General features: G+C 76.6%; 11 protein-coding genes. 3 read left to right on the top strand and 8 right to left on the bottom strand.

Annotated elements, in window-relative coordinates:
• Positions 1–32: 32 nt before the first annotated feature.
• The 5 genes from FKN01_RS11525 to FKN01_RS11505 all read right to left on the bottom strand — a co-directional run bounded on the left by FKN01_RS11525 (position 33) and on the right by FKN01_RS11505 (position 6,989).
• Positions 33–1,268, bottom strand: a complete 1,236-nt coding sequence (locus FKN01_RS11525) for a hypothetical protein (RefSeq protein WP_143619262.1) — start codon at positions 1,266–1,268, stop codon at positions 33–35.
• Entirely contained in the window at positions 1,265–2,077 is an 813-nt protein-coding gene (locus tag FKN01_RS11520; RefSeq protein WP_260696851.1) for a rod shape-determining protein, read from the bottom strand. The genes FKN01_RS11525 and FKN01_RS11520 overlap by 4 nt, the downstream gene beginning before the upstream one ends.
• Before the next feature lie 163 nt (positions 2,078–2,240).
• Positions 2,241–4,340, bottom strand: coding sequence for an NAD-dependent DNA ligase LigA (gene ligA, locus FKN01_RS11515; RefSeq protein WP_185992813.1), 2,100 nt, complete (start codon positions 4,338–4,340; stop codon positions 2,241–2,243).
• A gap of 65 nt (positions 4,341–4,405) precedes the next feature.
• Positions 4,406–6,493 (bottom strand): phage holin family protein, encoded by a 2,088-nt coding sequence (locus FKN01_RS11510; protein WP_143619260.1) that lies wholly within the window; start codon positions 6,491–6,493, stop codon positions 4,406–4,408.
• A 91-nt stretch (positions 6,494–6,584) separates the two neighbouring features.
• Positions 6,585–6,989 (bottom strand): hypothetical protein, encoded by a 405-nt coding sequence (locus FKN01_RS11505; protein WP_143619258.1) that lies wholly within the window; start codon positions 6,987–6,989, stop codon positions 6,585–6,587.
• A gap of 231 nt (positions 6,990–7,220) precedes the next feature.
• Between FKN01_RS11505 and FKN01_RS11500 the strand changes: the two genes are divergently transcribed.
• Together FKN01_RS11500 and FKN01_RS11495 are read left to right on the top strand one after the other, a co-directional pair.
• Entirely contained in the window at positions 7,221–8,003 is a 783-nt protein-coding gene (locus tag FKN01_RS11500; protein WP_143619256.1) for an MBL fold metallo-hydrolase, read from the top strand.
• The gene (locus tag FKN01_RS11495; RefSeq protein ID WP_143619254.1) at positions 8,000–8,626 is read left to right on the top strand and encodes a DedA family protein; all 627 of its coding nucleotides are present in this window, start codon (positions 8,000–8,002) and stop codon (positions 8,624–8,626) included. The genes FKN01_RS11500 and FKN01_RS11495 overlap by 4 nt, the downstream gene beginning before the upstream one ends.
• Positions 8,627–8,689: 63 nt before the next feature.
• On the opposite strand, the gene FKN01_RS11490 is transcribed toward FKN01_RS11495, so the two are convergent.
• From FKN01_RS11490 to FKN01_RS11480, 3 genes are all read right to left on the bottom strand, one after another.
• Entirely contained in the window at positions 8,690–9,721 is a 1,032-nt protein-coding gene (locus tag FKN01_RS11490) for an MBL fold metallo-hydrolase (protein WP_143619252.1), read from the bottom strand.
• Between the two features lie 71 nt (positions 9,722–9,792).
• The gene (locus FKN01_RS11485) at positions 9,793–11,043 is read right to left on the bottom strand and encodes an aminotransferase class I/II-fold pyridoxal phosphate-dependent enzyme (protein WP_143619250.1); all 1,251 of its coding nucleotides are present in this window, start codon (positions 11,041–11,043) and stop codon (positions 9,793–9,795) included.
• Between the two features lie 73 nt (positions 11,044–11,116).
• The gene (locus FKN01_RS11480; protein ID WP_143619248.1) at positions 11,117–11,890 is read right to left on the bottom strand and encodes an IclR family transcriptional regulator; all 774 of its coding nucleotides are present in this window, start codon (positions 11,888–11,890) and stop codon (positions 11,117–11,119) included.
• 116 nt (positions 11,891–12,006) lie between these two features.
• On the opposite strand from FKN01_RS11480, the gene FKN01_RS11475 reads away from it, so the two are divergent.
• Positions 12,007–13,503: a bifunctional phosphatase PAP2/diacylglycerol kinase family protein gene (locus FKN01_RS11475; RefSeq protein ID WP_143619246.1), complete on the top strand. Its 1,497-nt coding sequence runs from the start codon at positions 12,007–12,009 to the stop codon at positions 13,501–13,503.
• The last annotated feature ends 147 nt before the right edge of the window (positions 13,504–13,650 follow it).

Below are 13,650 nucleotides of genomic sequence, written 5' to 3'. Positions count from 1 at the left end.
CCGAGGGGGCGCCGGGCGCGCCCCCCACCCGGTCAGGACGGCGGGAACGGCACGGCGTTGCTGGATTGCGGGACCGGAAAGCGGTCCCCGGGCCGGTGGACACCGGCGCTCGGAGGCCCGCGCACGCCGGGCAGCGCCACGCTCGGGCACTGGACGGCGAGGACGGGGGCGGTACGGACGGGCCAGGGGACGGAACGCGGGAGCGGGGCCCGCGCGGGGCACGGGACGAGCCCGCCGGGGCCGGGCGGCGGCAACTGGTGTGCGGTACGGGGGTGCTCGGCGGCAGCCCACGGTGTGGGGTCGGGGCCCCGGTCAACGGTGGCGGCCGACGGGACGGCCGGGGCGGGCGGGGCGGTACGGGGCCCGGTGGCCGGGGCGGGCGGGGCGATACGGGGCACCCCGGTGGCCGTGACCGGCCGGGCGGTACGGGGACCGGCGGCCGGGGCGGGCGGGGCGGTACGGGGCACCCCGGTGGCCATGACCGGCCGGGCGATGCGGGGCCCGATGGCCGCGGCCAGCGAGGCGGTGCGGGACCCGGCGACCGCGGCCGGCGGGGCGATGCGGGGCCCGATGGCCGTGGCGGGCGGGGCGGTGCGGGGCTCGGCGGCCGGGGCGGGCGGGACGGTGCGGGACCCGGTGGCCGTGGCGGGCGGCGCGGTACGGGACCCGGCGGCCGGGGTCGGCCGGGCGGTGCGGGACCCGATGGCCGTGGCGGGCGGGGCGGTGCGAGGCCCGGTGGCCGTGGCGGGCGGCGCGGTACGGGACCCGGCGGCCGGGGTCGGCCGGGCGGTGCGGGACCCGGCGGCCGAGGCCGGCGGGGCGATACGGGACCCGGCGACCGCGGCCGACGGGCCGGTGCGGGACCCGGTGGCCGTGGCGGGCGGGGCGGTACGGGACCCGGCGGCCGGGGCGGGCGGGCCGGTACGGGACCCGGCGACCGCGGCCGACGGGCCGGTACGGGACCCGATGGCCGCGGCCGACGGGGCAGTACGGGGCCCGGCGGCCGGGGCCGGCCGGGCGGTGCGGGGTGCTCCGGTCGCCGTCGGCTCGGCGGGCCGGTCGGCGGTCGGCTGCCGCGCGGCGGGGCTGTGGGCGGGCGTCGCGGGAAGCGCCGCCGTCGCGCGTACGGGCAGGCTCGCCCCGGCCGCGGCGGGCGCGCCGCCCACGAGGGCGAGCACGGCGAGGAGCAGTGCGAGGAGGCAGTGCCGGGCGGCGGGCGGGCGCCCCGGGTGCGCGTTCCCCGGGGGCGGCCCCGGGAGCGGGGTCACCGGGGGCGGCCGGGCAGGGCGGGCGCCGCGGCGTGGCGGAGGACGGAGCTGAGGACCAGTCCGGCCCCGCGCACCACCGTGGTCGCCGGGTCGTCCGTGCGCCGGACCGGGACGCCGAGGCGGACCGCTATCCGGTTGGTGACGTCGGGGCGCAGCGCACCGCCTCCGGCGAGCAGCGGCCCCCTGCGCAGGGCGCCGAGCAGCGCGCCGTGCGGGTCCTGGCGCCACATGGCCATGACCATGTCCAGGACGGCGCGGACGGCGGCGGTGGGCGGTTCGCCCGGGTCCAGGTCGCTGAGCCCGGTCTCGGCGAGCCGTGCGTCGCGCACCAGGCCGTCCACGAGCAGGGTCGCCTCGGTCAGCTCCGCGCCGATGTCGAGGACGAGGAGCGGGCCGCCGCCACCCGGCCCGGCGCACGCGGCGGCGGCGCGGGCGCTGTCCAGGACGATGACGTCCGAGGGGCCGAGCGTGCGGAGCAGGTCGCGGGCGGCGGCCCGGTGTCCGGGGCCGGCCAGCACGGGGTGGCTGAGGACGATGACCGTGTCCTCGCGCCGCTCGCCCAGGGCCCGGTCGGCGATGCCGGCCAGCATCCGGCCGCACGCGTCCGGGTCCACGATGCGCCCGCGCCGGACGGGCCGGCCGGAGCCGTGCTCGCCGGCCTGGTGGACGGTGTCGGCGACGAGGCCCCGGCCGGGCACCCAGGCCCGGGTGCGGGAGCTGCCGAGGTCGAGGGCGAGGCCCCGGGTGGCGCCCCGGTAGTGCCGGTGGACGGAGCGGTCGTGCCGCCGTCCGTCGCGCAAAGAACGCATCGCCCCTCACCCCCGGCACGCAGCCGCGGCCGTACACACACCCAGTGACCCGCTGATCGCGAGGCATGGCCGAGCCCTCACTATGCAATAGGGAGGCAAAGAAAGCCACTCCCGCGCAAAATCGAAGGACGCGGCCCGGCCCCGCGCACCGTGGGCGTGACGCTCAGGCGTCGACCGGCAGGAACTGCGCTATCAGCTCCGCGAACTCCTCCGGCGTCGCGATCCGCACCCCCAGCTCCTCCGCCTTGGCCCGCTTGGAGCCCGCCTTCTCACCGGCCACCAGCAGCGTCGTGCGCTTGGAGACGCTGGAGGAGGACTTGCCGCCGGCCCGCTCGACCAGCTCGTTCATCTGATTGCGCGACAGCTTCTCCAAGGCGCCCGTCATGGCTCCGGTGACCACCACGGTCATGCCGGCCAGCGGAGCGCCCTCGGCGCCGGCGGCCGTCTCCTCGCCGGCCTCCTCGCCCGGTGCGGGCGGCGGGGTCGCGCCCGGTTCGGTCATGTTCACCCCGGCGGCGGCCAGCTTGTCGATGAGCGGTGCGAGCTCGGCCAGCTCCGCGACCACGCCGGCCGCCTTCTCCTTGCCTATGCCGTCGACCCGCTGCAACTCCTCCTCGTCGGCGGCCCTGATCCGGTCCATCTCCGCGAAGTAGCGGGCGATCCGGCGGGACATGGAACGCCCGGTGCCGCGCACGCCGAGGGCGCAGAAGACCCGGGACAGCGGCTGCGAGCGGGCCGTGTCGATCGCGGCCAGCAAATTGTCGGTGCTGGTCTCCCCCATCCGGTCGAGCGTGAGCAGCTGTTCGCGCTCCAGCATGAACAGGTCGGCGAAGTCGGCGACGAGACCGGCGTCGACCAGCTGGACGACGCGGGTCGTACCGAGCCCCTCGATGTCGAGCTGGTCGCGCCCGGCGGCGTACGAGACGGAGGCGACGACGCGGCAGTCGCGGCCCCGCACACAGCGCCAGCGCTGCTCGCTGCTGTCGATCTGCGAACCGCACTGGGGGCACGCCTCGGGGAAGACGATCGGCTGCTCGTCGCCGGTGCGCAGATGGGCGACGGGCGCCTCGATCCGGGGGATGATGTCACCCGCCTTGTAGACCATCACGTGGTCGCCGATGCGCAGGTCCCGGCGGGTGATGTCGGCCGGGTTGTGCAGGGTGGCGTAGCCGACGGTCGAGCCGTCGATCTCGACGGGCTCCAGCACGGCGCGCGGCGCGATGATGCCGGTGCGGCCCACGTTCCACTCGACGCCGAGGAGGCGGGTGACCTTCTCGACGGCGGGCAGCTTGTAGGCGATGGCCCAGCGCGGGGCCCGGGAGCCGGAACCGGCGTCGCGCTGGTCGGCCGCCAGGTCCGCCTTGACGACGATGCCGTCGATTCCGAACGGCAGCGCGGCGCGCCGCGCGGCGACTTCCTCGATCCGGGCCTGGACCTCCTCGACGGTGGCGGCGGTGCGCGGCGCGACGTCCGTGTCCGCGGCGGTGTGCACGCCGAGCTCCGCGACCCGGGCGAGCACCCGGCTGTGCGGCAGTTCGGCCAGCTCGGCGGCGAGGGCGCCGGAGTCGGGCAGCGGAAGGGCTCCATAGGCAAAGAACGTCATCTCCACCGTGTACGCGCGGTCCTTGGCGCGCAGGGTGCCCGCCGCGCCGTTGCGCGCGTTGGCGAAGGGGGCGCCGCCGTGCTCGGTGCGGACGCTGTTGGCCTGCTCGAACTGCTCGGTGGTCATCAGGATTTCGCCGCGTATCTCGATCGTGACCGGCTCCGCGAGCTCCGCGGGGAGCCCGACGACGGTCCCGGCGGCGTGGGAGACGTCCTCGCCGGCGGTCCCGTCGCCCCGGGTGATCAGCCGTTCGAGCCGGCCCTCGCGGTACCGCGCGGCGACCGCGAGCCCGTCGAGCTTGGGCTCGACGCTCCAGGCGCTGACGGGCCGTTTGATCCGGCGCTCCAGGGAGGCGGTCCAGGTGGCGAACTGCTCGGCCGAGAAGACGTTGTCGAGGGAGAGCATCGGCACGGTGTGCGGCACGTCCCCGAGGGCCGCGCCGCCCGCCACCTTGCCGGTCGGGGAGGCGGGCAGCACCTCCTGCGGGTGCTCCCGCTCGTAGGCGGCGATGCCGCGCGCCAGGCGGTCGTAGGCGTCGTCGTCGAGCGTGCTCTCACCTGTGGCGTAGTACGCGGCGGCGGCCTGCGCGGCCTCCTCGACGGCGGCGGCGTAGGAGGCGTGGTCGGCGAGCCCGACTGCTGAGTTCGTCATGTCCTCCATCCTGCCGCCCACCACTGACAACGCCCCGGGAAGTCCGTGCGAGGCCGGAGGACGCCGCCGGGGTGTCAGGGGAGACGGTGTCCCGACGCCACCGGCACCTGGGGCCCCGACGCCTCCTGGAGCCAGTGCCGGAGGACCCGGTGCACGGCCTCGGCCCCGACGAGTTCGTCCGGGCGCTCTCCGTCCTCGCCGGTGACGGCGTCCAGCGGGTCCGTCATGGTGCGTGGCCACAGCAGGAACGGCCGGGACTGGTCGCCGCCCAGGCCGCCGTGCGAGCCGATCTGCTCCTCGAAGGCGTGCACGGTGCCGGTGGCGGGGTCGTACATGGAGTTGACCATCACGTCCGCGACGTGCGGGAAGGTGTCCGTCCGCCGGATCGCGTCGGCGGCGCCGGGACCGTACACGGCCAGCGGCCCCTGGCCGTCGGCCAGCTCCGCCACGGGCACCCGTACGCCGTCGCGGGCCAGCACCACCGAGCCGTGGTGCTCGCTGCGGACCAGCAGGAAGCCGATGCCGGGGTGGTTGGCGAGCGTGGAGAGCAGCGCGGGGTGGCGGCGCTCCAGCTGCTCCTGGGACGCGCGGCCCTCGATGTCGGGGAAGGAGATCAGGCCGAGATTGCCGGAGGCCAGGACTATCGGGTCGGACGGGACCGCGACGTGTTCCTCCGGTCCCTCCGCGACCGGCCGGCGCAGCGCGATCCGGACCGCGTCGCGCGCCTCGGAGGCGCTGCGGGTGCGCTGCGCGCGCCGGGGCACGGGCAGTCCGCTGCCCGCCCGCACGAGGTCCTTGAGCGTCAGCCCGTACACCCCGGCGAAGGTGTCCCCCGGGCTCTGGCCGTGGTCGGACAGGAGCACGATGCGGTAGGTGCGGGGCGCCTGCTCGGCGACCTCGGCGATCAGGGCGAGCGCCCGGTCGAGGCGGGCGAGCACCTTCTCCGCGTCGCGGCTGCGCGGTCCGGAGTGGTGTGCCACTTCGTCGTACGCGACGAGGTCGGCGTAGACGGCGGTCCGGCCGGCGAACATGTCGCCGATGACGGCGGCGACCACCACATCGCGCTCCACGACGGTCGCGAAGGCGCGGATGAAGGGGTAGAGGCCGCCGCGCTTGATGCGGGGCGTCTCCTTGCGCAGGCGGGAGCGGGTCGACTGGGCGATCTCGCGGCAGACCTCCGCGGCGAAGGAGCCGGCGGTGCGGACGGCGTTGGCCGGGTCGGAGAAGTAGGCGAAGTACCCGGCGCGTGAGCGGCGGCCCTTGCCCAGTCTGGCGGCCATCGAGAGGACGAGCGCGAGCTGGGCGGCGCCGCCGCTGAAGAGGTTGCCCCGGCTGGCGCCGTCGAGGGTGAGCAGTCCGCCGTCCCGGGTGCGGGCGATGGCCCGGCGCTGCATCTCCAGGGCGCTGGCGGGCTTGCTGGAGACCATGACGAGGCCGGTCTCCTTCTCGTACCAGCGGAAGGCGGGCACGTCGTGGTTGCTGCCGTGCAGGATGCCGAGCTGGCTGGCGCCGGTCTGGCTGGACCAGTCGGTGCGCCAGGGCATGAGCCGGTGTCCTGCGGGGTCGGCCAGCCAGTGGGCGACGGTCGGCATGACGCCGGCCGCGGCGGCTGCGACGAGGGCGTCGTGGCCGACCCCGTCGAGCTGGATGAAGACGGTGCCCGGCGGGCCCCCGCGCGCGTCGTCTTCCGTGCCGCTGCGCCGGCGGCGCCGGTCGGCCAGGCGGGAGAGGCGGCGGCGGTAGGCGTTGTCGTCGCGCACGGCGAGGGCGGTGGAGGTCGCGGAGGCGACGGCGGACATCACGGCCGCGACGGCGACCGCGGTCTCCGGGGCCGCGGCGCCCCGGCCGTCCGGGATCAGCCACAGCGCGATCAGCAGCAGCGAGCCGTTGAGGAAGAAGACGAGCGCGCCGAGGACGAGGGCCGGGACGATGAGCAGGGCCCGCACCAGTACGGGCCAGACCAGCGCGGAGAGCAGTCCGAAGGCGCCCGCGCCCCAGGCCGCGGTGAAGGCGGTCTTGGTGATGCTGTCGCCGTCGGGGGCCTGGAGCCGGAAGTCGGGGAGGATGCCCGCGAGCGCGAGCATGGTGAGCGTCGAGACGGCCCAGACCGCGATCACGCGCATCAGCGCCGCGCCGGTCCGCCGCCATCGTCTGTCGCCCACGCCCTCGTCACCTCACGTCCGGGCCCTGCCGTTCGGGGCCCTGTCCCAGCGTCCCAGCCTTTCACAGCGGGCCGGACGGTCCCGAGGCCGGTCAGCAGCCGTCGTATCCGGCGGTCGGCATGGAGAGCCGGCGGTGCACGCCCGCCTTGCCGTCGGCGGTGTAGGACGGCTCGGCGAGCCCGGCGATCTCCAGCCGCACGCCGCGCCGCTCGCATTCGGCGGTGAACTCCGGCACCGACGCCAGAGCGCGGGCGAGGACCCGGTCGCAGGGGGCGACGAACAGCTCGACCTCGCCGCTGTCGATGTCGCACCAGAGCGCCGGGTGGTCGGGGCGCAGCCCGTAGAGGCGCAGCTGCCGGGTGACGACATAGCCCTGGTCGGCGGCCCAGCGGGCGCACATGGCGTGCTGGCCCCGGGTGTCCACGAGGAACGGATCGCTGTCCAGTTCCTCCAGCGGCGTCAGGCTGGCGATGGCCGCCACGCGTACGTCCCCCATGGCCCGTCTTCTCCCGTGCTCGTCGTTCCCCCGGCCCGACCCTATGCGCCCGTTCGGGCAGGTCGGAGGAGCGTTCCGGGGCGGCGAGGGGGCGCACGGGGGCACGGGGCCGGACCGGCGGTCCTCGGGTGCGCCGGGGTGCGCCGACGGCCGGGCGCGAGTGGCCGTAGGCTCGCTGGGGCAGGTGTCGAGGGGTCCGAGGGGTCCGGTGAGCACAGGAGGAGGCGTCGCGTGCCGGTGGAGATCACTTGGTGGGGGCATGCCACGTGCACGATCGAGGACTCCGGGGTCCGTTTCCTGACCGATCCGCTGTTCGTACGGCGCTTCGCGCATCTGCGGCGCCGCCGCGGCGAGCTGCCGGGTCCGGACGCGGCCGTGGCCGATGTGGTCCTCATCTCGCATCTGCACTCCGACCATCTGCACCTGCCGTCGCTGGCGCGCGTCGCCCCGGGGGCGCGGGTGCTGGTGCCGCGCGGTTCGGTGCGGTCGGTGCCGGGACTGCGGCTGCTGCGCCGGGCGCGCCGGCTGCGGATCACCGAGGTGGCCGCGGGTGACGAAGTGCGCACGGGCGGAGTGCGGGTCCGGGTGGTGCCGGCGCTGCACGACGGCCGGCGGCTGCCGCTGGGCCCGCACCGCTCCCCCGCGCTCGGTTACGTGGTGGAGGGCGCGGCGCGTACGTACTTCGCCGGGGACACCGGGCTCTTCGACGACATGGCGCGGGCGGTCGGCCCGGTGGACGTGGCGCTGCTGCCGGTCGGCGGCTGGGGGCCGTATCTGGGCCACGGGCACCTGGACGCGGGGCGGGCGGCCCAGGCGCTGACCCGGCTGAGGCCGCGCGCGGCGGTGCCGGTGCACTACGGCACGTACTGGCCGATCGGGATGGACGGGGTCCGGCCGCACGAGTTCCACGCGCCGGGCGAGGAGTTCGTGCGCAAGGCGGCGCTGGTGGCGCCCGAGGTCGCGGTGCACCGGCTGGCGCACGGCGAGCGGGTGCGGCCGGAGGGCCGCGCGTGATCGAGTTCCTGCGCCAGACGGCGCAGCTGCCCGCCGAGTCGACACAGCAGGCGGTCGGTTATCCGTCGCTGTTCCTGCTGGTGGCGCTGGGCGCGCTGGTGCCCGTGGTGCCGACGGGCGCGCTGGTGAGTTCGGCGGCCGTGGTGGCGTTCCACCAGTCGTCGCCGTTCTCGCTGCTGGTGGTGTTCGCGGTGGCGTCGGCGGCGGCGTTCCTCGGGGACATCTCCCTGTACTGGCTGGGGCAGCGAGGGGTGCGGTCGAAGAACGGCTCACGGTGGCTGCGGGCCATCCGGGACCGGGCGGCGCCGGATCGGCTCGAACAGGCGCAGCGGAAGCTGGACGAGCACGGGGCGACGGTGCTGGTGCTGTCCCGGCTGGTGCCGGCCGGGCGCATCCCGGTGATGCTGGCGTGCCTGCTGGGCCGAATGGAGCTGCGGCGGTTCGCCAGGGGCGACGTGCCGGCGTGTCTGGCGTGGGCGGCGACGTACCAGCTGATCGGCATCCTGGGCGGTTCGCTGTTCCCGGAGCCGTGGCAGGGGGTGGTCGCGGCGGTGGGTCTGACGCTGCTGATCAGCGGGGCGCCCGCGGTGTGGCGCCGGACGCGGGCGTGGTGGGCGCGGTGACGCGGGCCGGCCGGGAGCGGCGGGGGTGCGCGCGACGGCGTCGCGCGCGGCGGACGGAAGTCGTCAGACGGGCCCCAGCAGGCGGGAGCCGCCGATGGGCAGGTCCCACAGCCGGTCGCGGGCGTGCCCGGCGCGCTGCCAGGCGGTACGCAGCCGGGTGAGGGGTTCGAGGACCGGTTCGGCGGACAGCAGGAAGGTCGCCCAGTGCATCGGGGCCATCGCGTGGGCGCCGAGGTCCTCGTACGCGCGCACGGCCTCCTCCGGGTCCGTGTGGACGTCGCCGAGCCACCAGCGGGGCTCGTACGCGCCGATCGGCAGCAGGGCGAGGTCGAGGCCGGGGTGGCGGCGGCCGATCTCGGCGAACCAGCGGCCGTATCCGGTGTCGCCGGCGAAGTAGATCCGGCTGCCCTCCCCCGGCCCGGTGGTGTCCTGGAGAATCCAGCCGCCCCACAGCGAGCGGCAGGTGTCGGTGAGGGTGCGCCGGGACCAGTGGTGGGCGGGCACGAAGTCGAAGCGGACCCCGTCCAGCTCGGCGCACTCCCACCAGTCGAGTTCGGTGACGCGGGTGAAGCCCCGGCGGCGGCACCACTGGCCGAGCCCGGCCGGGACGAACAGCGGGGTGTGCCGGGGCAGCCGGCGCAGGGTGGGGGCGTCCAGGTGGTCGTAGTGGTTGTGGCTGATGACGACCGCGTCCACGGGCGGCAGGTCCGCCCAGCGGACCCCGACGGGCGTGATCCGGGCCGGGGTGCCGAGGATGCGGCGGGACCAGACGGGGTCGGCGAGGACGGTGAGGCCGCCGGTGCGGATGATCCAGCTGGCGTGCCCGGCCCAGGTGACGCACGCGGCGCCCGCCGGGACGGGCGGCAGGGGCTCGGGGGCGTACGGCAGCCGGTGGATGTGGCGCAGGCCCTCCGCGTCGGGCCGGACGGCGTGCTCGCGGGCCAGCCGGGTCATGCCCCGGACGCCGGGGAGCGGGGCGGTGAGCCGGTCGGCGAAGCTGCGGGGCCAGGTGCGGGCCTCGCCGAGAGGGCGCGGGCCGACGACTTCGCCCCGGACGGCGGGGGGTGCGGCCGGGGGCTCGGTCCGGTCCGTCATCGGGGCTCCCGTCCTGGAGGGCGCCGGCGCGGTGGGTCGGCGCGGTGCGTCGAGGGCTGCTCGGGACACCCTCAGCGCGGTGCGTCGAGGGCTGCTCGGAACATGCTCAGCGCTGCCGCGATGTGCGGCAATTCGAGCGGGTCCGGGGCGGTGAGCGCCTCGGCCTGCCGCTCCGGGTCCGTGCCGAGGAGCGAGCCGGTGCCCAGGCGGACCCGGAGCGCGCCGAGTTCGTCGCCGAAGCGGTGGCCGCCGGGGGCGGGGGTGCCGAGCCGGCCGGACAGGTACTCCTCCAGTTCGAGCGAGTCGGTGACGCCCCGGGCGGCGAGCCGGGAGCGGAGCGGGCCGAGGTCCGCGTAGAGGTGGCGGCCGGCCTGCGGGGGCCGGGCGAGGGCGCCCCAGCCGAGGACGGCGCGGTGCGCCTCGGTGGCGAGCCGGGCGTACAGGGCGGCGGCGCGGCGGGCGCGTTCGGTGACGGCGTCCGGTTCGCGCAGCGCGTGGGCGGCGGCCACCGCGACCGGTCCGGCGACGAAGGCGCCGAGCGCGGTGAGGACGTCGAGCGTACGGGCGTGGCGGGCGGCGGAGCGCGCGGTGTCCGGGAACCGGGCGACGGCGACCGGCCAGGCGGCCGGGGTCAGCGCGCCGTACAGGCCGCAGACCACCGTCACGTCGTCGGGGCACATCTCGGCCGGGCTGACCAGGACCGTGTCGTGCGGGCGGTGCAGGGTGTCGCGCCAGGTCTCGTCGCTGACGATGTGCAGCCCCTCGTCCACGGCGGCCTCGCACGCCTCGCGCACGAGTTCCGGCGGGGCCAGGGTGGCGGTGGGGTCGTCGGCCACCGAGAGCAGCAGCAGCCTGGGCCGGCCGCCCTCCGCGCGCACCCTGCGGACGGTTTCGAGGAGGGCGTACGGATCGGGCACCCCGCCGCTCTCGGCGGGCGTGGGCACCTGGTAGGCGGGCCGGCCGAGCAGCCTGGCCTGCGGTATCCAGGCGGCGGGGCAGGGGCGCGGCAGGAGCACGTCGCCCCCGTGCGCGGCGATGAGGGCGAGGAGCAGCGGCGCGGTGCCGGGGGCCGCGGCGACGCGCTCGGGGCCGCCGCGCAGTCCGCGCCGGTCCCAGTAGGCGCAGGCGGCCTCGCGCAGGGCGGCCGATCCGCCGGCGGGTTCGGGGGTGGCGCGGCCCGCGGCGGAGGCCAGCACCTCGGCGAGTTCCGGCAGGACGGGCAGGCCCGGCCAGGGGGCCGGCGGCCCGTACCGTACGGGGCCCCGGTCCTCGCGGACCGCGTCCGTGCCGTGCTCGTGCCGCCCGGTCCGCTCCCGGCCCATCGGGCCCCCTTCGCCGTCCGTCCTCCGGACCTTTATACGAGGGAACGGGACGGGGCGCCTGCCCTGGTGCGGCTCACACCCCGCTTTGGACGTGTCCGAGGCGGCCGGACAGCTCGTCGGCGCCCTCGACGGCGAGGCCGGCGAGTTCCCGCTCGCGCTCCGCGCTCCAGCGGATCATCGGGACCGAGACGGAGAGCGCGGCGACGACCCGCCCCGACCGGTCGTGCACGGGGGCGGCGACACAGCTGACGCCGGGGCCGGACTCCTGGTGCTCCGTCGCGACACCCCGTTCCCGTACGGCGTCGAGGGCGGCCCGCAGCTCGCGCTCGCCGGTGAGGGTGTGCGGGGTCAGTGCGGCCGGTTCGAGGCCGTCGAGCCGGGCGTCGAGCTCCGGAGCGGGCAGTGAGGCCAGGAGCATCTTGCCGGCGGACGTGCAGTGGGCGGGCAGCCGGTGGCCGGCCGCCGACACCGTGCGGACGGCGTGGGTGGAGTCGGCCTGGGCCACGCACACGGTGTCGGTGCCGTCCAGGATCGTCACGTGCACGGACTCGCCGCACCGCTCGGCGACGCGCCGGGCGACCTGGCGGCCCTCGGCGGCGAGGTCGAGCTGTTCGGCGTACCGGCTGCCGAGCTGGTAGGTGCGCACGCCCAGCCGGTAGCGGCCGGGCCGGTCGGGGTCGGTGACCAGGTACGACCGGGCGGCGAGCGTGGTGAGCAGCTCGTGGACGGTGGTGCGGGGGAGCTGGAGCTTGCGGGTCACCTCGGGGGCGGACAGCGTGCCGTCGCCCTGGAGGAAGAGTTCGAGCACGTCGAGCGCCCTGGTCACCGCGGGGACGAGTCGCCCCATGGCCGTGCACCCCCCTCTCCTGTCCGGCGTCCAGGCCGGTGACCGGTATGACGATCACAGGCTACCTTCGGCGTGGCCGCTGGTTCGGGGCGGCGATCCGGGGTATCCGCTGTCGCATGTCGTCAGCGAGCAATGCTTCCGTCCCGTCCCGGACCGCCGGGCTGCGCGACCGGTTCCACCGGCGCGATCTCGCGGTGTTCCAGAACCTGGCCCAGCGGCACTGGCCGGCCGCGGGCCCGGTACTGCCCCGGCTGAGCCGCAGCGCCAACCACGGGCTCCTGTGGTTCGGGGCCGCGGCCGGTATGGCCGCCTTCGGGGGCAGTGCCCGGGCCCGGCGGGCCGCGCTGCGGGGCATCGCCTCGCTCGCGGTGGCGTCGGCCGCGATCAACACGGTGGGCAAGGGGGCGGTCCGCAGGCAGCGGCCGGTCCTGGACGCCGTGCCGGTGATACGGCGGCTGAAGCGGCAGCCGGTGACCACGTCGTTCCCGTCGGGGCACGCGGCGTCGGCCGCCGCGTTCGCCACCGGGGTCGCGCTGGAGTCGCGGGGCTGGGGGGCGGTCGTCGCGCCCGTCGCGCTGTCCGTGGCGGCGTCCCGCGTGTACACCGGGGTGCACTACCCGAGCGATGTGCTGGCGGGGGCGGCGCTGGGCGTGGGGGCGGCGTTCGCCCTGCGGGGGGTGATACCGACGAGGGGGCAGCTGCCCGCGCCGGGCCGGCCGCCCGCCGACGCGCCCGCCCTGCCCGGGGGCCGGGGCCTGGTGGTGGTCGCCAACCAGGAGTCGGGGACGGCGACCGCGACGGCCTCGCTGATCAGGAGCGCGCTGCCGCAGGCGGAGATCGTGGAGTGCCCGCCGGGCCGGCTCGCCTCGGAGCTGGCGCAGGCGGCGGACCGGTGCACGGCGCTGGGGGTGTGCGGCGGGGACGGCACGGTCAATCTGGCGGCGTCCGTGGCGGTGGAGCACGGGGTGCCGCTCGCGGTGTTCCCCGGCGGGACCCTCAACCACTTCGCGTACGACCTGGGCATCGAGACCGTCGCCGACGCCTGCTCCGCGCTCGTCGGCGGGAGCGCGGTGCGGGCGGACCTGGGCCGGTTCCGGCCGGGGCCGGACGGCGCCGAGGGCTACTTCCTGAACGCCTTCAGCCTCGGTGTGTACCCGGAGCTGGTGCGGATGCGGGAGCGCTGGTCGCCCCGTATCGGCGGCTGGCCGGCGGGGGTGCTCGCGGCCTTGCGCGTGCTGCGCGGCGAGCGCCCCCTGGAGGCCGAATTCCAGGGCCGGTGCCGCCCGTTGTGGCTGCTGTTCGTCGGCAACGGCCTGTTCCAGCGGGTGGGCCCGGCGCCCGGGCGGCGGCACAACCTCGCCGACGGACTGCTCGACGTGCGCGTGGTGCACGGTGGCCGGACGCCCGGTCTGAGGCTGCTCGCGGCGGCGGTCGCGGGCCCGCTGACCCGCTCCCCCATGCACGCGGCGGTGCGCCGGCAGCGGGTGCGGATCTCCGGGCTGAAGCCGGGGACGCCGTACGCGTACGACGGTGAAGTCGCGCACAGCGAGAGCGAGTTGCTGATCGACAAGCTGCCGGAGGCGCTGACGGTCTACTGTCCGCGCCCGGTGTAGGAGAGCCGGTCAGGGGCGGTCGGCACGGAGCCGGCCGCCCCTTCTCGCGGCCCGTCGTACGTCCACATCGCAAGATACCCATCTCATTATTCGGCGAGAGGCCTTACGGTGGTCCTACCGATCAGCGCTTTCGCGGATCGCGCTTCG

Origin of the sequence: Streptomyces sp. 130 (genome assembly GCF_007096885.1) — a bacterium.
Taxonomy (GTDB): domain Bacteria; phylum Actinomycetota; class Actinomycetes; order Streptomycetales; family Streptomycetaceae; genus Streptomyces.
Note: the sequence above shows the minus strand (reverse complement) of the source record. Positions and strands in the feature narration are given on the sequence as shown.